The sequence below is a fragment of the Streptomyces sp. NPDC091371 genome, assembly GCF_040684275.1.
GTDB lineage: Bacteria > Actinomycetota > Actinomycetes > Streptomycetales > Streptomycetaceae > Streptomyces.
The window spans coordinates 17,545-37,763 of sequence record NZ_JBFBFP010000009.1; the positions used below are offsets into that span (position 1 = coordinate 17,545).

26 protein-coding genes are annotated in these 20,219 nt (G+C 70.4%); 18 read left to right on the plus strand and 8 right to left on the minus strand.

From position 1 onward, the window contains the following. Positions 1–13: 13 nt before the first annotated feature. The 3 genes from AB0O21_RS12895 to AB0O21_RS12905 all read left to right on the plus strand — a co-directional run bounded on the left by AB0O21_RS12895 (position 14) and on the right by AB0O21_RS12905 (position 3,370). A complete protein-coding gene (locus AB0O21_RS12895) occupies positions 14–1,714 on the plus strand; it encodes a cytochrome c biogenesis protein ResB (protein WP_365170104.1) in 1,701 nt (566 codons plus the stop codon). Next, positions 1,711–2,796, plus strand: a complete 1,086-nt coding sequence (ccsB, locus tag AB0O21_RS12900) for a c-type cytochrome biogenesis protein CcsB (protein ID WP_365170107.1) — start codon at positions 1,711–1,713, stop codon at positions 2,794–2,796. Before AB0O21_RS12895 ends, ccsB begins: the two co-directional genes overlap by 4 nt. Before the next feature lie 70 nt (positions 2,797–2,866). Then, positions 2,867–3,370 carry an SRPBCC domain-containing protein gene (locus AB0O21_RS12905; RefSeq protein WP_365170109.1) on the plus strand — a complete coding sequence of 168 codons (504 nt, stop codon included), beginning with the start codon at positions 2,867–2,869 and terminating at the stop codon, positions 3,368–3,370. Between the two features lie 16 nt (positions 3,371–3,386). On the opposite strand, the gene AB0O21_RS12910 is transcribed toward AB0O21_RS12905, so the two are convergent. Next, positions 3,387–3,854, minus strand: coding sequence for a MarR family transcriptional regulator (locus AB0O21_RS12910; protein ID WP_365170111.1), 468 nt, complete (start codon positions 3,852–3,854; stop codon positions 3,387–3,389). 89 nt (positions 3,855–3,943) lie between these two features. Here AB0O21_RS12910 and AB0O21_RS12915 point away from each other — a divergent pair, with 89 nt between their 5' ends. Beyond that, complete coding sequence (locus tag AB0O21_RS12915) at positions 3,944–4,309, plus strand: cupin (protein ID WP_365170624.1); 366 nt, start codon at positions 3,944–3,946, stop codon at positions 4,307–4,309. Between the two features lie 9 nt (positions 4,310–4,318). Here AB0O21_RS12915 and AB0O21_RS12920 read toward each other — a convergent pair whose 3' ends face one another. Next, positions 4,319–4,705, minus strand: coding sequence for a PLD nuclease N-terminal domain-containing protein (locus tag AB0O21_RS12920; RefSeq protein WP_365170114.1), 387 nt, complete (start codon positions 4,703–4,705; stop codon positions 4,319–4,321). Between the two features lie 90 nt (positions 4,706–4,795). On the opposite strand from AB0O21_RS12920, the gene AB0O21_RS12925 reads away from it, so the two are divergent. From AB0O21_RS12925 to mqnP, 3 genes are all read left to right on the plus strand, one after another. Further along, positions 4,796–6,253, plus strand: a complete 1,458-nt coding sequence (locus AB0O21_RS12925; protein ID WP_365170117.1) for a menaquinone biosynthesis decarboxylase — start codon at positions 4,796–4,798, stop codon at positions 6,251–6,253. Continuing rightward, a complete protein-coding gene (locus tag AB0O21_RS12930) occupies positions 6,250–6,732 on the plus strand; it encodes a hypothetical protein (protein WP_365170120.1) in 483 nt (160 codons plus the stop codon). The genes AB0O21_RS12925 and AB0O21_RS12930 overlap by 4 nt, the downstream gene beginning before the upstream one ends. 64 nt (positions 6,733–6,796) lie before the next feature. Then, on the plus strand, positions 6,797–7,717 hold the full coding sequence (gene mqnP, locus AB0O21_RS12935) for a menaquinone biosynthesis prenyltransferase MqnP (RefSeq protein WP_365170626.1): 921 nt from the start codon (positions 6,797–6,799) through the stop codon (positions 7,715–7,717). Here mqnP and AB0O21_RS12940 read toward each other — a convergent pair. Then, the gene (locus AB0O21_RS12940; protein WP_365170123.1) at positions 7,714–8,328 is read right to left on the minus strand and encodes a rhomboid family intramembrane serine protease; all 615 of its coding nucleotides are present in this window, start codon (positions 8,326–8,328) and stop codon (positions 7,714–7,716) included. The two genes, mqnP and AB0O21_RS12940, sit on opposite strands and share 4 nt — an antisense overlap. Before the next feature lie 85 nt (positions 8,329–8,413). Between AB0O21_RS12940 and AB0O21_RS12945 the strand changes: the two genes are divergently transcribed. Beyond that, a complete protein-coding gene (locus AB0O21_RS12945; protein ID WP_365170126.1) occupies positions 8,414–9,097 on the plus strand; it encodes a UbiX family flavin prenyltransferase in 684 nt (227 codons plus the stop codon). Here the strand turns inward: AB0O21_RS12945 and AB0O21_RS12950 are convergent. Beyond that, a complete protein-coding gene (locus AB0O21_RS12950) occupies positions 9,094–9,228 on the minus strand; it encodes a hypothetical protein (protein ID WP_365170129.1) in 135 nt (44 codons plus the stop codon). The genes AB0O21_RS12945 and AB0O21_RS12950 overlap by 4 nt on opposite strands. Positions 9,229–9,350: 122 nt before the next feature. Here AB0O21_RS12950 and AB0O21_RS12955 point away from each other — a divergent pair, with 122 nt between their 5' ends. From AB0O21_RS12955 to AB0O21_RS12980, 6 genes are all read left to right on the plus strand, one after another. Continuing rightward, on the plus strand, positions 9,351–9,806 hold the full coding sequence (locus tag AB0O21_RS12955; RefSeq protein ID WP_365170132.1) for an Lrp/AsnC family transcriptional regulator: 456 nt from the start codon (positions 9,351–9,353) through the stop codon (positions 9,804–9,806). 57 nt (positions 9,807–9,863) lie between these two features. Then, a complete protein-coding gene (mqnE, locus tag AB0O21_RS12960; protein ID WP_365170135.1) occupies positions 9,864–11,027 on the plus strand; it encodes an aminofutalosine synthase MqnE in 1,164 nt (387 codons plus the stop codon). Between the two features lie 97 nt (positions 11,028–11,124). After that, the gene (locus tag AB0O21_RS12965) at positions 11,125–11,649 is read left to right on the plus strand and encodes a GNAT family N-acetyltransferase (protein WP_365170138.1); all 525 of its coding nucleotides are present in this window, start codon (positions 11,125–11,127) and stop codon (positions 11,647–11,649) included. Between the two features lie 35 nt (positions 11,650–11,684). Beyond that, on the plus strand, positions 11,685–13,286 hold the full coding sequence (locus AB0O21_RS12970) for a hypothetical protein (protein ID WP_365170141.1): 1,602 nt from the start codon (positions 11,685–11,687) through the stop codon (positions 13,284–13,286). Positions 13,287–13,388: 102 nt separating this feature from the next. Next, a complete protein-coding gene (locus AB0O21_RS12975; RefSeq protein WP_365170628.1) occupies positions 13,389–13,661 on the plus strand; it encodes a DUF4229 domain-containing protein in 273 nt (90 codons plus the stop codon). Positions 13,662–14,074: 413 nt separating this feature from the next. Next, positions 14,075–15,406, plus strand: a complete 1,332-nt coding sequence (locus AB0O21_RS12980; RefSeq protein WP_365170144.1) for a dicarboxylate/amino acid:cation symporter — start codon at positions 14,075–14,077, stop codon at positions 15,404–15,406. 78 nt (positions 15,407–15,484) lie between these two features. On the opposite strand, the gene AB0O21_RS12985 is transcribed toward AB0O21_RS12980, so the two are convergent. Together AB0O21_RS12985 and AB0O21_RS12990 are read right to left on the minus strand one after the other, a co-directional pair. Next, positions 15,485–15,694 (minus strand): DUF6247 family protein, encoded by a 210-nt coding sequence (locus AB0O21_RS12985; RefSeq protein ID WP_365170630.1) that lies wholly within the window; start codon positions 15,692–15,694, stop codon positions 15,485–15,487. Positions 15,695–15,734: 40 nt separating this feature from the next. Further along, a complete protein-coding gene (locus tag AB0O21_RS12990; protein ID WP_365170147.1) occupies positions 15,735–16,076 on the minus strand; it encodes a hypothetical protein in 342 nt (113 codons plus the stop codon). A 110-nt stretch (positions 16,077–16,186) separates the two neighbouring features. On the opposite strand from AB0O21_RS12990, the gene AB0O21_RS12995 reads away from it, so the two are divergent. After that, positions 16,187–16,831, plus strand: a complete 645-nt coding sequence (locus AB0O21_RS12995) for a hypothetical protein (protein ID WP_365170150.1) — start codon at positions 16,187–16,189, stop codon at positions 16,829–16,831. 16 nt (positions 16,832–16,847) lie between these two features. Here AB0O21_RS12995 and AB0O21_RS13000 read toward each other — a convergent pair whose 3' ends face one another. Both AB0O21_RS13000 and AB0O21_RS13005 read right to left on the minus strand, forming a co-directional pair. Further along, positions 16,848–17,039, minus strand: a complete 192-nt coding sequence (locus tag AB0O21_RS13000; RefSeq protein WP_365170153.1) for a DUF397 domain-containing protein — start codon at positions 17,037–17,039, stop codon at positions 16,848–16,850. After that, complete coding sequence (locus tag AB0O21_RS13005) at positions 17,036–17,893, minus strand: helix-turn-helix transcriptional regulator (RefSeq protein WP_365170156.1); 858 nt, start codon at positions 17,891–17,893, stop codon at positions 17,036–17,038. Before AB0O21_RS13005 ends, AB0O21_RS13000 begins: the two co-directional genes overlap by 4 nt. Before the next feature lie 138 nt (positions 17,894–18,031). Between AB0O21_RS13005 and AB0O21_RS13010 the strand changes: the two genes are divergently transcribed. From AB0O21_RS13010 to AB0O21_RS13020, 3 genes are all read left to right on the plus strand, one after another. Next, complete coding sequence (locus tag AB0O21_RS13010) at positions 18,032–18,457, plus strand: ATP-binding protein (RefSeq protein WP_365170159.1); 426 nt, start codon at positions 18,032–18,034, stop codon at positions 18,455–18,457. A gap of 339 nt (positions 18,458–18,796) precedes the next feature. Beyond that, positions 18,797–19,573 (plus strand): helix-turn-helix domain-containing protein, encoded by a 777-nt coding sequence (locus AB0O21_RS13015; RefSeq protein ID WP_365170162.1) that lies wholly within the window; start codon positions 18,797–18,799, stop codon positions 19,571–19,573. A gap of 49 nt (positions 19,574–19,622) precedes the next feature. Continuing rightward, positions 19,623–20,210, plus strand: coding sequence for a Uma2 family endonuclease (locus tag AB0O21_RS13020; RefSeq protein ID WP_365170165.1), 588 nt, complete (start codon positions 19,623–19,625; stop codon positions 20,208–20,210). Positions 20,211–20,219: the final 9 nt, after the last annotated feature.

Sequence of the window (20,219 nt, forward strand, 5' to 3'; positions counted from 1 at the left end):
GGACTACACGCACATGAGTACGACAGACAACGCGTCCACCGAGGCGTCGCACGAGCCGTCGCACGACCCCGAAGCGGCGCTCGCCGCGGCCGGCTCCCAGCTGTCCACCGCCCCCGCCGAGGACGGCGGTCCCGTCGGCATCGGCGTGCTCGGCTGGGCCCGCTGGATCTGGCGGCAGCTCACCTCCATGCGGGTGGCACTGATCCTGCTCTTCCTGCTGTCCCTCGGCGCGATCCCCGGCTCGCTGATCCCGCAGAACTCCGTCGACCTGATGAAGGTCGCCGAGTGGAAGCGCACCCACGCCTCCTGGGCGACCGCCGCCGAGAAGCTCCAGCTCTTCGACGTCTACACGTCGTTCTGGTTCTCCGCGATCTACATCCTGCTCTTCGTCTCCCTCATCGGCTGCATCCTGCCCCGCAGCTGGCAGTTCGTCGGCCAGCTCCGCGGCCGCCCGCCGGCCGCCCCCCGCCGGCTGGACCGGCTCCCCGCGCACACCACCTGGCGCACGGAGAAGTCCCCCGAGGAGGTCCTCGCCCACGCGAAGACGCTGCTCGGCGGGCGCCGCTTCCGCACCGAGACCGGCACGGGCCACGTCGCGGCGGAGAAGGGCTACCTCCGCGAGGCCGGGAACCTGGTCTTCCACGTCGCGCTCATCGTGATGCTCGTGGCCTTCGCCTGGGGCAAGCTGTTCATGTCCGAGGGCGGCAAGCTCGTCCTGCGCGGCGGCGGCTTCTCGAACACGCTGACCCAGTACGACGACTTCAAGTCGGGCAGCATGTTCGACGCCGACGACCTGCCGCCGTTCAGCTTCACCCTCGACAAGTTCGACGCCACCTTCGAGCCGAGCGGCCCGCAGAAGGGCACCCCGCGCGACTTCAAGGCGTACGTCACCTACAGCGAGGGCGCCCACGGCACGCCGAGGAAGGCCGAGATCGAGGTCAACAAGCCGCTCGAGATCGACGGCTCCAAGGTCTACCTGCTGGGCCACGGCTACGCGCCGATCGTCTCGGTGACCGACCCCACCGGCAAGGTGGTCTACAAGGACGCCGTCCCGGTGCTGCCGCAGGACGCGAACCTCACCTCGGCCGGCGCCATCAAGGTCACCGACGGCTACAAGAACAAGAACGGCGAGAAGGAGCAGCTCGGCTTCAACGTCCAGTTCGTGCCGACCTTCGCGGGCAAGGGCAAGGGGACGATGCTCTCCCAGTTCCCGGACGCGAACTTCCCGGTGATGGCCCTGAACGCCTACCACGGCAGCCTCGGCGTGGACTCGGGCCTGCCGCAGAACGTGTACCAGCTGGACACGAGCAAGATGCAGCAGTTCAAGAAGGAGAACGGCGACCCGCTCGCCGAGATGCTGCTGCCCGGGGAGTCGATGGAGCTGCCCGACGGCGCGGGCTCCATCACGTTCGAGGGCATCGAGCGCTGGGCCACCTTCTCCGTCACCCACCAGCCCGGCAGCGGCCTCGCCCTCGCCGGTGCGATCGCCGCCATCGCGGGCCTGTCCGGCTCGCTGTTCATCCAGCGCCGCCGGATCTGGGTCCGCGCGGTGCCCGGCGCGGACGGCGTGACCGTCGTCGAGATGGCGGGCCTCGGCCGCAGCGAGTCCGCCAGGCTCCCGCAGGAGCTGGCGGACCTCGCCGCCACGCTCCACCAGCAGGCGCCGACCGCACCTGCTCCTGTTGAAGAAACCCCTGAAGGAGAGCGCGGATGACGCCGCTCGCAGCCGCAGCCAACGAGAACCTGGCTCAGATCAGCAACTACCTGATCTATTCGTCGATGGCGGTCTACACGCTCGCCTTCTTCGCGCACATCGCCGAGTGGACCTTCGGCAGCCGCAGCAAGGTGGCCCGCACGGCCGCCGCGCTGACCGGCGCCAAGGACGGCCAGGCCGCCCCCGCCGTGCAGGTGCGGGGCAAGAACGGGGCCACGGCCGTCATCGACCGGCCCAAGGTCACCACCCGCTCCGCCGCCGGCACCCGCGACCTGCCCGACGGCCCCGGCGCCGCGGGCGGCACCGTGCAGGGCGACCTGTACGGGCGGATCGCGGTCTCGCTGACCGCGCTCGCCTTCCTCATCGAGGCGGGCGGCGTCCTCGCCCGCGCGCTGTCGGTGCAGCGGGCCCCGTGGGGCAACATGTACGAGTTCTCGATCACCTTCTCCACGGTGGCCGTCGGCGCGTACCTGGTGCTGCTCGCCCTGAAGAAGAACGTCCGCTGGCTCGGCCTGATCCTGGTCACCTCCGTCCTGCTGGACCTCGGCATCGCCGTCAAGGTCCTCTACACCGACAGCGACCAGCTGGTCCCGGCCCTGGACTCGTACTGGCTGTACATCCACGTCTCCACCGCGATCTTCTGCGGCGCCGTCTTCTACCTCGGTGCGGCCGGCACGGTCCTCTACCTGTTCCGCGACTCCTACGAGAGCAAGCTCGCGGGCGGCGGAACGCCGGGCAAGTTCGCCTCGTCGGTGATGGAGCGACTGCCCTCGGCGGCCTCGCTCGACAAGTTCTCGTACCGCATCAACGCGGCCGTCTTCCCGCTGTGGACGTTCACGATCATCGCGGGCGCGATCTGGGCGGGCGACGCCTGGGGCCGCTACTGGGGCTGGGACCCCAAGGAGGTCTGGTCCTTCGTGACCTGGGTCGCGTACGCCTGCTACCTGCACGCCCGCGCCACCGCCGGCTGGAAGGGCCGCAAGGCCGCCTACCTGGGGCTGTTCGCCTTCGTCTGCTGGATCTGGAACTACTACGGCGTGAACATGGTCCTCAACGGCCTGCACTCCTACTCGGGCGTCTGACCGCCGGGGTTCCGACCGCCGGGGTTCCGACCGCCGGGCGTCCCGCCGCCGGGAGTGGGACGCTGGTGGCATGTCCCTCGTGAGCCATGCCACCAGCGAGCGCCGCGGCGAGAACCGCTGGCTGCTCCGCTTCGAGCTGCACCTGCCGTACTCGTGCGAGGTGCTCTGGCCCGCCCTGACCACGGCGCAGGGGCTGCGCGGCTGGCTGGCCGCGGCCGACGTACTGGAGCGCCGGCTCGGCGGGGCCGTCATGCTCCGCTGGCAGAACACCGGGACGGTGGCGACGGGCCGCATCACCGCCTGGGACGTCGAGCGCGTCGTGGAGTACACCGTCACCGAGCACGGGCGGATCCGCTTCCACCTGGAGGCGGTCGGCACGGACTCCACCGTGATCCGCTTCGTCAACGAGCGCGGCGGTCCCGAGGACGAGCGCCTGGACTGCCTGGCCGGCTGGCACGAGCACTTCGAGCTGCTGCAATCCGCGCTCGCCGGGCACCCGGCGAACTGGGCCACCTGGTCCGACACCCGCTGGGCGGAACTGCGCGAGGCCTACGCGTCCTTCTCCAGGACGTAGCCCCGCCCTCCCGCCTTCACCACACCGGCCGCAGCGGCGGCAGCCCCTCTTCCCCGTGCAGCGCCCGCACCAGCCGCCCGAGCTCCCCGCGCAGGGCGCCGAGGTCTACGGAGCTCCCCAGCTCGGCCTCCAGCTCGTGCAGGATCCGCCCCGCGACGGCCAGGTGCTCGGTGGCCGCGCCGGTCAGCACCACCAGCTTGCGCCGGCCCCCTTCGGGGTGCGGCTCGCGGCGGACGTAGCCGCGCTTCTCCAGGTCGTCGACGATCTGCCCGGCGGCCTGTTTGGTCACCCCGAGCCGCTCGGCGAGCTCGCTGGCGGTGGCGCCGGGCCCCTTGAGGGCCTGGAAGGCCATGCCGTGCACGGGGCGCAGGTCGGCGTATCCGGCGTCGGCGACCCTGCGGGTGAACTCGCCCAGCACCAGCTGGAAGCCCAGCCCCAGCAGGAAGGTCAGCTCGATGCCGTCGTCGCTTCGGTGATCGGTCACGGAAACATGGTGACACGGGCAAGACAAGCTGCTTTACTCATTCGAGTAAAGCTACTTGACTCAACCGGAACGAGGACTCTGCCTTGCGTGTGATCGCCGCTTCTCCCGACGACGCCGTCGTCACCCCGAACGCCACCATGACCCGGCTCGCCGCCCCCAGCCGGGGCAGCGCCGAGCTCAGCACCTGGCGCGTCGACATGGCCGCCGGAATCACCGGCCCCGAGCACTCCGTCAGCCGCGAACAGGTCTGGACGCTCACCGCCGGCTCCCTGGAAGCCACCTGCGACGGCCGCACCGAGAAGGTGACCGCCGGTCAGACCCTGGTCCTGCCGCCCGACGTGATGCGCCGCATCCACTCCACCGAGCCCTTCCAGGCGTACGTGGCCATGCGCGCGGACGGAGTCGTCTCCGTCCCCGGCACCGAGGGAACCCGAGTCCTGCCCTGGGCGCAGTGACCGCTCCCGTCAGCCGTCCTTGTTCCCGTCTTCCTCGCGCCGCTTGAGCTCCTCCTCGCGGCGGCGCAGGTCCGCCTCCCAGTCCTTGAGGAGGGCCTCGTCCTTCTTGTTCTCATCGCGGAGGGCGCTGAGGAACTCCGGGTTGTCGTCGGGGGCGACCCACTCGTGGCGGTGGTTGCGGTGCCACTCGGAGGGCGTACGGCCGCCGGCCGGGGCGTGGCGCATCTTGCCCGCCGCGAACCACACGATCGGGCCGACGATCCAGAACAGCAGGATGATGATGACCCAGACGACCTTGGGGAGGTGTTTGGCCTCGTCCTCGGGGGTGTTGAGGCAGTCGATGAACGCGTAGATCGTGAGCACGATCGGCAGGATGTACAGCAGTGCCCTGATCATGCGGAACAGCCCCCTGTGAGCAATGGCGGGGTTCGATTTCCACGGCCCCGGTGACAGGCCCAGCGTAGCCGGTGACCGATACTGGCCCCTATGGCTTACGACGATCTCCGCTCGCTGCTCCGGGCTCTGGAGCGAGAAGGCGACCTCAAGCGCATCAAGGCCGAAGTCGACCCGTACCTGGAGGTCGGGGAGATCGTCGACAGAGTGAACAAGGCGGGGGGTCCGGCGCTCCTCTTCGAGAACGTCAAGGGCTCGGCGATGCCGCTGGCCATGAACGTCTTCGGCACCGACCGCCGCCTGCTCAAGGCCCTGGGCCTGAAGTCGTACGGCGAGATCAGCGAGAAGATCGGCGGCCTGCTCAAGCCCGAGCTGCCGCAGGGCTTCATCGGGGTCCGCGAGGCCTTCGGCAAGCTCGGCTCGATGGTCCACGTGCCGCCGAAGAAGGTGAAGGGCGACTCCGCCCCCGTACAGGAGGTCGTCCTCACCGGCGACGACGTGGACCTCGACCAGCTGCCGGCCCTGTTCACCTGGCCCAAGGACGGCGGGTCCTTCTTCAACCTGGGGCTCACGCACACCAAGCACCCGGAGACGGGCGTCCGCAACCTCGGCCTCTACCGCCTCCAGCGCCACGACAAGCGCACCATCGGCATGCACTGGCAGATCCACAAGGACAGCCGCAACCACTACGCGGTCGCCGCCAAGCGCGGCGAGCGGCTGCCGGTCGCGATCGCCTTCGGCTGCCCGCCGGCCGTCACGTACGCGTCCACGGCCCCGCTGCCGGGCGACATCGACGAGTACCTCTTCGCCGGGTTCGTCGCGGGCAAGCGGATCGAGATGGTCGACTGCAAGACGGTCCCGCTCCAGGTCCCCGCCAACGCCGAGGTCGTCATCGAGGGCTGGCTGGAGCCGGGGGAGATGCTCCCGGAGGGCCCCTTCGGCGACCACACCGGCTTCTACACCCCGCAGGAGCCCTTCCCGGCGCTGAAGATCGACTGCGTGACGATGCGCAAGCGTCCGCTGCTCCAGTCGATCGTCGTCGGCCGGCCGCCGACGGAGGACGGCCCGCTGGGCCGCGCCACGGAGCGGTTCTTCCTGCCGCTCCTCAAGATCATCGTGCCGGACATCGTCGACTACCACCTCCCCGAGTCGGGCGGCTTCCACAACTGCGCGATCGTCTCGATCGACAAGAAGTACCCCAAGCACGCGCAGAAGGTCATGCACGCCATCTGGGGCGCCCACATGATGTCGCTGACCAAGCTGATCATCGTGGTGGACTCCGACTGCGACGTCCACGACCTGCACGAGGTGTCCTGGCGGGCGCTCGGCAACACGGACTACTCCCGCGACCTGACGGTCGTCGAAGGCCCGGTGGACCACCTGGACCACGCCTCGTACCAGCAGTTCTGGGGCGGCAAGGCCGGCATCGACGCCACGAAGAAACTCCCCGAGGAGGGCTACACCCGCGACGGCGGCTGGCCCGACATGGTGGAGTCCGACCCCGCGACCGCCGCCCTGGTGGACCGCCGCTGGAAGGAGTACGGCCTGTGACCTCCGAATTCGGTGGACCGGCGCTGTTCATCGGCGAGGACACGACGTTCATGCTCCTCGTGCGCCCGAAGCTCGACCCGGCGGACCCGTTCGTCCAGGAAGCTGCCGAGCAGGCGGGTGTCTCGGCCGAGGAGTTCGCGGGCCCCGGCAACCTGTGGGCCCTGGTGCTGGACGACAACTACGAAGCCGACGGCGGCTTCGAGCTGCCCGGTGTGCGTGACGCCGAGGTCGACGACTTCGCGGAGCGGCTGCAGGCCGGGCTCGGCACCGGCGAGCCGTTCACCGTCGATGCGGGTGCCGTCCTCCGGCTGGACGCCCGTCCGGGCAGTTCCGCCCGCGTGGACGAGGGCTACGTGTTCACAGTGCACGCCACCCCGCCCGAGCCCGAGGGCGCGCCCACGGTCACACTGCAGACCGGCCCCATTGCGCTTACGACCCTGCTGGCCCACCTCGAAGAGTTCCGCCGGAGCCTGGCGTGAGAGGCACCGTCCGCCCGGACAGCCGACTCGTCCACCCCGCAGCCCTCCGCAGGAGCCCCGCATGATGACCACCGCCGATGAGGTCGTAGGACCGGGCCCCGCCCCCGAGGCCGGCAACAAGGTCAAGGCGTTCCTGCGGCTCGTGATGATCGAGCACTCGGTCTTCGCGCTGCCCTTCGCCTACATCGCCGCGCTCACCGCCATGTTCCAGCTCGACCGGAACGTGCACTGGGGCAAGCTGCTGCTCGTCACCGTCTGCATGGTGGGCCTGCGGACCTTCGCGATGGCCGCCAACCGGATCATCGACCGCGAGATCGACGCCCGCAACCCCCGCACCGCCGGCCGTGAGCTGGTCACCGGGGCGGTGTCCGTGCGCTCCGCGTGGACCGGGGCCGGGGTGGCGCTCGTCGTGTTCCTCGGGGCGGCCGCGCTGCTGAACCCGCTCTGCCTGATGCTGGCGCCGCTGGCCGTCGTCCCGATGGTGGTGTACCCGTACGGCAAGCGGTTCACGAACTTCCCGCACGCCATCCTGGGCCTCGCCCAGGCCATAGGCCCCATCGGCGCCTGGCTGGCCGTCACCGGCGAGTGGTCCTGGGACGCCGTCATCCTCGGCCTCGCCGTGGGCGTGTGGATCGGCGGCTTCGACCTGATCTTCGGCAGCCAGGACGTGGCCGCCGACCGGGCCGAGGGCGTCAAGTCGGTCCCGGCCCGCTTCGGCGTCGCCGCCGCGCTGTGGGGCGCCCGGGGCGCGCACGTCGTGACCACGGCGCTGCTGGCCTGGTACGGCCTCGCCACGGACGCGGGGATGTTCTTCTGGGCGGGCCTGCTGATCGTCGTCTGCGCCTTCTTCTACGAGCACAGCATCGTGACGCCGCACGACCTGTCCCGCCTGAACCGGGCCTTCTTCACGGTCAACGGCTTCATCGGGATCGCCCTCTTCGTGTGCGCCCTGCTGGACCTGGTGGTCCGGGGCCTGACCTTCTAGCCGAGGGCGGGCCTGGCGGCCGGGCGGCGGAAGTACAGGGCCGTCACCACGCCCGCCGCGAGGCCGCAGAGGTGGCCCTGCCAGCTGACCTCGGTGTTCGTGGGCAGGATGCCGAGGAAGAAGGAGCCGCCCCAGATCGCGGCGATCACCACGCCCACCGCGATGCCGAGGGCCCGCCGTTCGACGAAGCCGCGGACCACGAGGTAGCCGAAGAGGCCGAAGACCAGGCCCGAGGCGCCCGCGGTCATCGTGTTCGGGGGCGAGATCAGCCAGATGCCGATCCCGTCCGCCAGGATGATCAGCGCGCTGACGGCGAGGAAGCGGCGTATGCCGCTGAGGGCCGCGACGAAGCCGAAGACCAGCAGCGGGACGCTGTTGGCCGCCACGTGCCCGAAGCCGAAGTGCAGGAACGGGGCGGTGAGGATGCCGCCGAGGCCGTCGGCCTCGCGCGGACGGATGCCGTACCAGTCCAGCGCGTGCCCGGTGGCGAGATCGGCCGCCTCGATCACCCACAGCAGGGCCACCCACCCCAGCATCAGCTGGGCGGCGGCCTTCGCGCGGTCGCCCTGCCGCCAGGACCCCTCGGCCGTCGTGCCCATGGTCGTGTCCATCTCCGCCCCCCGTCCGTCCCACCCTCTGGAACGTGCGGCCACCTTAGCGAGTGCCCGCCCGCGGTGGCCGGATAGTCTCGGAGGTATGACTGAGCGCAAGCGCACCCCGTGGGTGGTCGGGGTTTCCGGCGCCTCCGGGACGCCCTATGCGGCGGCGGTGCTCCGCGGGCTGCTCGCGGCCGGGGAGAGCGTCGACCTGGTGGTGAGCCGGGCCTCGCGGCTCACCCTGCTGGACGAGACCGGCATCGCCTTTCGCGACGCGCACTGGCGGGCGGACCTCGGGGAGTGGCTGGAGCGCGGGGCCGACGGGAAGCCCGGCACCTTCGCGCGTCCGGAACTGGCCGACGTCCGCTACTGGGGCGCCGGGGACCTGGCGGCCGGTCCGAGCTCGGGCTCGTACCCCGTCAGGGGGATGCTGATCGTGCCGGCGTCCACGGCCTGCGTGGCGGGGGTGGCGCTCGGGCTGTCGAAGGACCTGCTCCAGCGCGTGGCGAGCGTGACGCTCAAGGAGCGGCGCCGGCTGGTGGTCGCGGTGCGGGAGACCCCGCTGAACGGGCAGACGCTGAAGCATCTGGTGACGCTGGACGAGGCGGGCGCGGTCGTGCTGCCCGCCTCGCCGGCGTTCTACGCGGGTGCGACGCACATCCAGGACCTGGTGGATTTCGTCGCGGGGCGGGTGCTGGACGCGGCAGGGGTGCCGCACCGGCTGTACCGCCGTTGGGAAGGGGAGCTCGGTGGAGCCCGCCCCTCGGAGGCAAGCGGTGGCTAGCGCTTCTTGGCGGTGCGCGGCTTGCGGGTCTTGTCGACGCGGTGCGCGGCGGACGGCTGGTCGGTGCGGGATCGGTTGGCCAGCTCCTGGAGCTGTCGCATGTGTGCGTAGGCCATCTCGATCGTGTACACGGTGAACCACTCCTGAAGATCGTCATTGATCTGTTGAAAGATTCACAGGGTGTTGACCCTGTGCGCCTTTGATTCTATACCTAGACTTGCAGGATCGCCGAATAATGGAAGGCTCCACGTAAATGGACACGGTGGACAGGCAGCTCATCCAGGCACTCCGGGAAAACGGCCGTGCCTCGTACGCGGAGCTGGGCCGTCTCGTGGGCCTCTCCGGCCCCAGCGTCACCGACCGCATCAACCGGCTGGAGACGGCCGGCGTGATCACCGGCTACCGCGCGACCGTGGACTCGGCCTCGCTCGGTATGGGCGTCACCGCGCTGATCGGCATCTCCCTCTCCGACGCCGCGGACCACGAGGACGTCGCCCGCCGGCTGCGCGACCTCGCCGAGATCGAGGACTGCTGGTTCATCGCGGGCGACGACTCCTTCATGCTGAAGGTGCGCGCCAGCGACGTGGACGGCCTGGAGAAGATCATCCGCAAGCTCTCCGGGACCAAGGGCGTCTCCCGCACCCGCACCACCATCGTGCTCTCCACCAAGTGGGAGAACCGGGTCGGGGAGCTGCCCGAAGAGGCCTGAGAGTACGGTGGGCGACGGTTGCAGGACAGGCAAAAGGCATAGGGAGGCGACCGGTACATGGACGCTGGGCTCAAGCGCGAGCTGGAGGAGAAGGTCCGCTCCGGCGAGCGGCTGACCCGTGAGGACGGCATCGCCCTCTACGAGTCGGACGACCTGGCCTGGCTCGGTGGCCTCGCCCACGAGGTGCGCACGCGCAAGAACGGTGACGTCGTCCACTTCAACGTCAACCGGCACCTCAACATGACGAACGTGTGCACCGCCTCGTGCGCGTACTGCTCGTTCCAGCGCAAGCCGGGCGAGAAGGACGCGTACACGATGCGCATCGAGGAGGCCGTCCGCCTGGCCAAGGCCATGGAGAACGAGAACCTCACCGAGCTGCACATCGTCAACGGCCTGCACCCGAACCTGCCGTGGCGCTACTACCCGCGCTCGCTGTCCGAGCTGAAGAAGGCGCTGCCGAACGTCTCGCTGAAGGCCTTCACGGCGACGGAGATCCACCACTTCGAGACGATCTCGGGCATGTCGGCCTCCGACATCCTCGACGAGCTGATCGAGGCCGGCCTGGAGTCGCTCACCGGCGGCGGCGCGGAGATCTTCGACTGGGAGGTGCGTCAGCACATCGTCGACCACCGCACCCACTGGGAGGACTGGTCGCGCATCCACCGCCTCGCGCACTCGAAGGGCCTCAAGACGCCTTCGACGATGCTCTACGGGCACATCGAGGAGCCGCGCCACCGCGTGGACCACGTGCTGCGGCTGCGCGAGCTCCAGGACGAGACCGGCGGCTTCCAGGTCTTCATCCCACTGCGCTACCAGCACGACTTCGTGGACATGAAGGACGGCAAGGTACGCAACAAGCTCCAGGCGCGGACGACGATGGCGACGGGCGCCGAGGCCCTGAAGACCTTCGCGGTCTCCCGGCTCCTCTTCGACAACGTCCCGCACGTCAAGGTCTTCTGGGTGATGCACGGCGTGCAGACCGCACAGCTGGCGCTCCAGCACGGCGCGGACGACATGGACGGCTCGGTCGTCGAGTACAAGATCACGCACGACGCCGACAACTACGGCACGCCGAACAAGCTGGGCCGTGAGGACCTGCTCGAGCTGATCCGCGAGGCGGGCTTCCGGCCGGTCGAGCGCAACACGCGCTACGAGATCATCCGCGAGTACCCCGGCCCGGAGGCGGGCCTGCGCGAGACGCCGCAGGCGATGCGCGTCTGACCTCGCGGTCTGCCGCAGGACAGCCAAGCCCCGATCCGCCCGGATCGGGGCTTGGTTGATGCTGGACCAGCGTTGCTGTAATAGCTAAACTCACCCTGTGTCTATTACCTTCACTTTGGATCCGGTCGTCGACTCCGCCCTGCACGCCGGAATCCTCCGCCTGTGGGCGGACGTGACCAACGCGGGCGGCGCCGTCGGCTTCGTGCCCCCGGTCGCCGTCGACGACATCCGCCCGCAGCTGATCAAGCAGCTCGCCGCGGTCGCGGACGGGGGAACCCGGCTGCTCGTCGGACACGACGAACAGGGCGAGGTGGCCGCCACCGCCTTCCTCACCCTCAACACCCACCGCCTGCAGACGCACTGGCTCTGGGCCTACACGGTGATGGTCCACCCCCGCCACCAGGGCAAGGGCTACGGCCGCGACCTGATGGCCGCCCTCGCCGACGGCGCCCGCACCCTCGACGGCATCGAGGCCGTCCGCCTGACCTGCCGCGGCGGCCTCGGCCTGGAGCACTTCTACGCGGCCTGCGGCTACAAGGAGGTCGGCCGGATCCCCGGAGCCATCCGGGTGGCGGAAAACGACGATAGGGACGACATCGTCATGCTGCTTCCGCTTCACTGATCCCCAGTCGGGGCGCAGCGAGGAGGGGGCTGAGGATGGCCGTGACCGTGGTGCGGTGGGACCGGCGGGCCGTGGCGCTGGTGCAACTGCGCGGCACGCAGACGGACCGCGACCTCTTCGAGGCCGCCCTCGCCGAGCGCGGCTGGCCCGTCCTCGAACGGCGGGGCCCGGCCGCCACCCCGGTCACCGAGTCCCGCACCGAGTACCTGGTCGAGCTCCGCTACCCGGGCTCGTACTTCCGGGCGGTCACCGGAGCCCGACAGCGCATCGAGGTGCTCGCCGAGAACCTCTGCCTCGACCTGGTGGTGGACGCGGTGGACCGGATCGAGCGCAGGCCGGAGGTGCGACCGTACTGGCAGGCGTACCGCGGCCCGGCGAGCCCGGCCCCGGACCCGGATCCGGCCGCCGCCCCGGATCCCGCCCCCGCCCCGGATCCCGCCCCCGCCCCGGGGCCGTTCGCGACCGCCGCGACGCGGCTGCGCGACGAGACCGCGCGGCTGGTGGGCAGCGGACGGCAGGTACGGGCCCGGGAGGAGGAGCGGGCCAGGGCGCTGGCCGCCCGCCCGCTGCCCGGGGCACCGGATCCGCCGGCCGGCGTCGAGGTGCGCAGGTCGGGCTTCGCGCTGCCGGGCGCCCCCGGGCAGCACGTCATCCGGCGCGCCGGCCACTCCCACCGGGACGCCCAGTACCCCGTGGCGTGCGCGCTGGTCCTCGGGGCGGGCCTGCTGCCGCTGGCCTTGAGCGAGCAGAGTCTCGCCCCCCTCGCCCTGTTCGCTGCCCTGGCCGTGCCCACCGTGGCGCTCGGGTCCGCCCTGTACCGCCGCAACCGTGCGGACTGGCCGCTCGGACTCGCCGTCTTCGCCGCCGTCGTGCAGTTCGTGTGCGCGGCCCTCTGCGGTGGTCTCATCGGAGTGGTCGTCTGGATCTTCCTGCCCGATCGCCTGCGGGGCTTCCACGCGACCGGCCTCCTCGCGCTCGCCCTGTTCATCCTCGTCGGCCTGGGCCGGCTGTTCCGGCAGTCCGGCCTGCGCAGGTCCCTGCCGTGGCTGCTGCCGGCGCTGGTGCCGTTCCTGCCCGGACTGCTGCCGACCGTGGGGCTGTCCCTGCCCGCGGTGTACCTGGATGAGTTCGGCGTCGACCTGGAGGACGTGGAGGTGCCCGCCGTGCACCATCTCGCGGCCGCACTCACGGTCCTGGCAGCGATGAGCCTGTGGCTGCTGGCGCCCGCCCTGCTGGGCTTCGCCAAGCACTTCCACTTGATGGTGCGGGACCGGTGGATGGCCTACACCGCCTTCGTGTTCGTCTCCGTCTGGAGCCTCCTCTTCGGTGTCTGGCGGCTCGCCTACCTTCCGGCCGTCGACGCCGGCCGGGACGCCGTCGCCGCAGCCGCCGAAGGAAGCACCCCGCCCGCCCTGTACGGGATCGAGCCCGAGTGGGTCTGCGCCCGGCCCGTCGAGGACGTGGCGAAGGTGCCCACCGACGGCGGGCTGCTGGATCCGTCGCACCCCTACCTCTCCCTCGGGGACGCGGACGGCACCGTCGTGCTCTGGTCCGCCCGGGACGCGGCGGCCCTCAAGATCCCGCTCGCCTCGCTGAGGCTGGTGCCGACCGACGACCCCCGGCGGCCTTGCGGCTAGCCGCGGCGTGCTTCACTGGACGGGCACGTACAGCCGCAGGACGACGAGAGAGAAGGGGTCACCGTGTCCCTCAAGCCGAGCGCAACGATCCGCTACACCGCGATGCGGCTGGGCATCTTCGTCGGATGCCTCGTCGTCGTCGCCGGGCTCGTCAGCCTCGGCTGGGTCCCCGCCGGCCTCGGCGATGCCAACCCGATCTGGGTCGTCCTGCTCGCCCTCGTGCTCTCCGCGCCGCTCTCCTTCGTCTTCCTGCGCAAGCAGCGCGACGAGATGTCCGCGCAGATCTCCGGCCGCGTCGCGGGTGCGAAGCAGAAGCTGGCCGAGAACCGGAGCCAGGAGGACGTGGCCGACGAGGCCGCGCGCGTGAACTCGTAGAGCCCGTAACGAGCGGGAGGCCCGCGACGGGCCAGTTAGTTTCATCACACACCGAACCGCCCCAGCGCCGGGTAGACCGCCCGCAGCGCTGGGGCGTTGGTGTTTTCCACGGCTGCGCAAGGGGGCTCGGTGCGCCCCTGGCTCAAAGTACGCCTTTGAGTTTCTCAAAGCATGAGTGTTAGCGTGTCGAACATGTTGACCACAGCTGCGCACCCGATGACCACGAGCGTCCCGCTCGTGGCGCGCCTGCACGTCGACCTCTGCCGCCGCGCGTCCGCGGCCTGTTGCTGTTGAGCTGAGCTCGCGCAGCAGCGGTCCCGGCCGGCCCTTCCGGTTGCCGTTCGCCGCACCGCACCACCCTCGTCACCCCGTCCCGCAGCACCCCTTTCTTTCGTGTGCGCCAACCCCGGAGAGTGTCCGTGTCCGCGACCCCCCAGGCCCCCGGCAGCCCCGCCAAGGCCTCGTTCAAATTCCCCTTCTGGGCCCAGATCGTCGCCGGTCTCGCCCTCGGCGTCCTCTTCGGCTGGATAGCCCGCAGCCAGGACGTCAGCTGGCTCGCCACCACGCTGGAGAAGACGGGCGACATCTTCGTCCAGCTCCTCAAGCTGGCCATCGCCCCGCTCGTCTTCTTCGCGATCCTGGTGTCGATCACCAACCTGCGGAAGGTGAACAACGCGGCCCGCCTGGCCTCCCGCACGCTGCTCTGGTTCATGATCACCTCGCTGATCGCCGTCGGCATCGGCATCGCCATCGGCCTGCTGACCGACCCGGGCTCCGGCACCGGTCTCACCGCCGCCGACGGCAAGGACCCCAAGAAGACCGGCTCCTGGATCGACTTCCTCACCGGCATCGTGCCGACGGACATCGTCACGCCGTTCACCCAGCTCAAGGTCCTCCAGATCGTCTTCCTCGCCGTCGTCGCAGGCATCGCCGCCCTCCAGCTCGGCGCCAAGGCCAAGCCGGTGCTCGACCTCGCCGAATCCGCCCTGGAACTCCTCCAGAAGGCCCTGTGGTGGGTCATCCGCCTCGCCCCGATCGGCACCGTCGGCCTCATCGGCACCGCGATCGCCACGTACGGCTGGGAGCTCATCGGCAAGTACGCGACCTTCACCGCCGACATCTACATCGGCTGCGCGATCGTCCTGTTCGGCGTCTACCCGCTCCTCCTCGCCACGGTCGCCAAGGTCAGCCCGCTCAAGTTCTTCAAGGGCGCCTGGCCGGCCATCCAGCTGGCCTTCGTCTCCCGCTCCTCGGTCGGCACCATGCCCGTCACCCAGAAGGTCACCGAGCGCCTCGGCGTCCCGAAGGAGTACGCCTCCTTCGCCGTCCCGTTCGGCGCGACGACCAAGATGGACGGCTGCGCCGCGATCTACCCGGCGCTCGCCGCGATCTTCATCGCGCAGATCTTCGACGTCCAGCTGGGCATCAAGGAGTACCTGCTCATCGTCTTCGTCTCGGTCATCGGCTCGGCCGCGACGGCCGGCCTGACGGGCGCGACGGTCATGCTGACGCTGACCCTCTCCACCCTCGGCCTCCCGCTGGCGGGCGTCGGCCTCCTCATGGCCATCGACCCCATCCTGGACATGATCCGCACCGCCACGAACGTGGCCGGCCAAGCCCTGGTCCCGGTCATCGTCTCGGCCCGCGAAGGCATCCTCGACAAGGAGGCCTACGCCTCCGCCTCGGCCTCCCCGCTGGACGACCCGGCCCCCGCCACCCCGACCCAGGTCGCCGTCGCGGCCTGACCCCTGTGGCTCCGCCACACTCGCCGCAGCCCCCCGCCCCCGTCCGGGCGGGGGGCTGCGGCGTGCCGGAGCTGCCGGCTAGTCGTCGGCCGAGGTGTCGTCCGGGACGGGGTCGGAGCGCAGCAGGATGCGTCCCCGGTAGTCCCGGATGACGTCCGCGACGGCACCGAGGTCGAGATCCGAGGATGCTTCGAGGGCCCGTGTCAGATCGGCCTCGAAGTCGGCTCTGTCGTTGGGAAACCCCTGGCCCTGCCGCAGTGCCGCTCGGATGTCTCCGATGGTGCGCAGCGGGTGCGCGGTGTGAGGGCGGGCGGGGCCGCGGCGTGTCTCAGGCCGTCGTGACGCGGATGTAGGCGATGACGCCCAGGACCACGGGCGGCAAGAACCACCACAGGCCCATGGCCCGGCGGACGCTCGGGATGAGCGTGATCAGGATCCCGATGACGCTCAGGCACTGCGACACGAAGCACGCGGTGCCGAGCGCCTGGTACCCGTGGTGGTCCCACTCGCCCTCGGGCCCGTAGCGCAGGGCGGCGTAGACGAGGAACGCGTTCAGCAGGTGGATGAGCGTGAGCGGAACGCCCAGCACCCACCGCAGACACCCCCGGTCCTCGGGCAGGTCGATGTTCTCGCGCGGAAGCCTCGCCCGAGCGTCGCGATACGCACCCATGCGATCACCCCCGTGTCCTGGAGACGCGAAGGTGATCACTCGGTTCCGCGGGGGCGGGCGGCGGCGCCCTATAGTCGACCGTCGATGATCAACTCACCTTGTCTGGAGGAATGGTGACGGTACGAGAGATACGCGCGGCGGCGCAGATGATCGGCAGGCGCAACGCACTGCGGTACCTGGCGATCGGCGTCGGGGCCTCGCTGGTCGCGGCGTGCGGCGGCAAGGGCAAGGACGCCCCGCCGTCCGGCGCCTCCACGGAGGGCAAGGCCCCCGTGCCCGGCGGGTACCCGATCCCCACCCCGGCGCCGGCCTCCTCGGGTCCGGTCGCCCGCGCCTTCGACGCCTTCATCGGGGGCACCTGGAAGCTGGAGTCGACCACCCCCGGCAGCAAGACGGTCCGCGGAACGGCCACGGTGATGGCCCCGCCCGGCGGCAACGGCGGCTTCACCATCGTCTGGGACGCAGACGGCACCCCGGTCAGGTGGGAGGGGCAGTGGCTGCTGCGCGGCGGCCGCCTGAGCTACCAGATGTTCGAGGGGGGCAAGGAGCTGCGGAGGCTGAGCGGCGGCGAGGCCCACACGGTCCCGGGGACCGTCGAGGACACCGCCTCGCTGGTCCTGCCCTGGAAGCCGCCGGGCGCGAGCGGCACGGGCGACGGCCAGCAGCTGAAGGTGACGTACAAGAACAACGTCCTGCGGATCGTCCACAACGACGGCCACAACAGCGAGTCGGTGCACGTCTGCACCCGCGCCTGAGGGGTGGCGTAGGTCCTCAGATCCCGGACGCGTGGGCCACGAACCCGGCCCATGCGTGCGGGCCGACGGTGAGGTGGGGGAGGCGGGTGTCCTTCGAGTCGCGGACCAGGACCGCGCGGGGGGTGTTGGCCACCTCGACGCAGGAGTCGCCTTCGCTGCCGCTGCTGTAGCTGCTCTTGAACCAGTCGAGCTTGGGATTGTTGATCATGTCTCTCCCAGCAGTCCCTTGATGAACTCTCGCGACTCCCGTGGCGTGAGAGCCTCAGCCCGGATGATGCCATAGCGCAGGTCAAGGATCCGGAGGTGCTTCGGGTCGGAGACCGGGCGTCCGTTGAATGCTCCTTCGGAACGTCCCACGCCTGTGCCGTCCCCGAACTTGAGGATCTCGATGCCACCGTCCATACCAGCGTGAGCCTCGCAGGTATTCGGCATGACCTGGAGCGATACGTTCCGCAACGTTCCTACCTCCAGGAGCCGTTCGAGCTGACGGCGCCACACCATTGTGCCTCCGATGGGACGACTCAGTGCTGATGCTTCGTGGACGAAGCTGATGGCGCAGGCGGGTGTCTTGTCGAAGATGGTCTGGCGGGCCATCCGTGCGGCCGTGTACCGCTCCACTTCGTCGTGTGAGTACGCGGGCTGTCGCATCTCGAAGAGGGCCCGCGCGTGGTCCGGTGTCTGCAGCAGGCCGTGTACTGCGTGCGTGCTGTACACGCCGATCTCGACTGCCTTGGCTTCCAGCTTCGCCAACGCGCGGACTTTCCTGGGGTAGCGGACCTGCTCCAGATCCGCCTTCATCGCGGTGATCTTGCCGCCCGCGTTCAGCGCCTCGTCCGCCCTGTCCGGGTACTCGGGGCGGGGGATCCGCTTGCCCGCTTCGACCTTGCGGACCTGGTCCTCCCCGTACCGGATGGCCGCCCCGAACTCGGCGGGCCGCAGGCCGGCCGCCTCGCGCCAGGCCTTGAGCTGGCGGCCGAGCGCGGCCACCACCGCCACTCCCTGCTCGTCCTCCGGATCGACGTCCCAGCCGGGTTCTTCCGTACCGTCACTGTCCACGGTCATGCCCACGCCCCCTCCACCGCAGCGAAATTCCTCAACGCTGTGTGCCCCTCACCCGGTCCGGACAGCCAGGACAGCACCGGACAAGCTCCGGACAAACGCCGGACGTACGGGCGGCGTCCCTTCTCACGGTACGCACGGATGGCCACGCTGAGTGACGTGATTCCTCAACTCGTCGACTTCCACGTCCAGCTCTCCGCCACCCCGCGCGGCGCCCGGCTCGCCCGCCTCCTCGCGGTCGAACAACTGCGGGGATGGGGGCTCCCGTTGCACGATCCCGCGCACATCGTGGCCGAGCTCGCCGCCAACGCCGTGACCCATGGACGGGTGCCTGGGCGGGACTTCCGACTGGCGCTGACCGTCGCCCCCGACGTGCTCCTCATCGAGGTGACGGACACCCGCGGTGACCGGATCCCGGAGATCCGCGACCCGGGGCGGGGGCTCGTGCTGGTCGATGCGCTCGCGGACCGTTGGGGCGTCAGGGAAGGGCCGGTTCCCTGCAAGGTGGTGTGGGCGGAGGTGTCCCTCGCCGCCGGGTCGCGGGGCTCCGCGATCCGGCGCACGTAGACGTATAAGGAGTCAAAGACCGGGAGAGAAAACCAACCAACCCAACCCAGCCCAACCCAACCCAACCGGCCCCCGTCGCTCGGACGGGTGAATCATGCCAACTGGGCTGGATTTCCGGCGGGTTGCCGGGCATATGCTCGCCCCGACAACAGCAGACATGAGACGGCCCCCGGCGGGACTGGCATCCCGGTCGAGGGCCTGACCAACTAGGAAGCAGCAACCTTCCCAATGGCTCTTGAGCACCCTAGCGCGCCCTCGTGCGCCACGTCCCGTGTTCCCTCCGGGACCCCCCGATCCGGTGTCATCCACGTCAACACGCGGCACACGAGTCACTACACCGTGGTCGGCAACCACCTCCTCCAGCACCGCGGGCTGTCGGCGACGGCGATCGGGGTCGCGGCGTACATCCAGTCGCTGCCCGACGGCGCCCCGGTCGGCATCAGGGCGCTCACCGGCCGCTTCCCGGAGGGGGAGGTGCGGATCGCCTCCGCCTTGCGGGAGTTGGAGCGGTGCGGCTACCTGGAGCGGCGGCGCGAGCGGCTGGACGGCGGGCGGGTGGTGACGCGGACGTACTCGTACAACAAGCCGGGGGCCACCGTTGCCCCGGACGCCCCGGACGCCCCGGACGCCCCGGACGCCCCGGACGCCCCGCCTCCTCCGCCCCCGTCGCCGGACCGCGAACCTGTACCCGCGCCGGAGCCGGATCCCGAGAAGGCGCCCGCACCCGCTGCCCCACCTGCGGAGCAGCACCCGCACCCGCAGGCCGCCGACCTGCTTGCCGGCCTGCGGCGGTACGACCCGCGGCTGCTGCTGTCCGAGCGGGACGTCCAGCGGCTCGCGCCGGGCGTATCGGCCTGGCTGGAGCGCGGGATCGAGCCCGATGCCGTGGGGCGGTTCCTGGCCGCGGACCTGCCGGTGGACATGCGCAGCCCCGCCGCCGTACTCGGCTACCGCCTCACCGCGCTGCTCCCGCCCCACCTGCCCCCGGCCCCGGCGGCCCGGCCGGTCAGACGGCCGGACCCCTTCCAGACCTGCGACGGCTGCGAACGCGCCTTCCGCGCCCCGCACCCCGGCCGCTGCCGCGACTGCCCGCCCGATATGCATGCGGCGGCCTAGCATGGAGGTGATGACTCGGGCCCCAGGGGACAGGCGAGGAGCCGACACCATGACCATCGCCCAGGACGACGCGAGGCGGGAAAGCCTTCGGTACCAGGCGATGCGCGATGTCGTGGGGGCGCTGGACGACACAGTTCCCGGCAAGTTCGAGATCACCAAGGAAGGCATCGTCCACGACATGATGGCTCCGTCCGGCCCTCACGAGCTGACCGCGCTGCGCCTCCGGAAACGGCTGGAAAAGGTAATGCCGGAGGAGCTTGTGGCGCATACAGGGGCCCCCGATGTCGAGGCGGAGCCCGAGGGCATCATGCGGTTGCCCGACCTCATCCTCATCGCCGAGGCCGACATGGAGATCCAGGGTTCCTTCGACCCCCGGACCCTCATCGCCGCGATCGAGATCGTGTCCCGCTCGAATCCCGACAACGATTGGGTCGGCAAAATGCGCGACTACCCGCTGCTCGGGATCCCGGTCTACGCGATCTTCGATCCCCGTACGGGCTCCGGCGCCGTGCTGTCCGACATCCACTCCACCTCCGCCGGTCCCCGGTACGCCACGCGCAAGGACTTCGTGTACGGCGAGGACGTCACCATCGACCGCTGGACCATCTCGACCGCCGACCTGCCCCGCTACCTCTGAGCGTCGCCG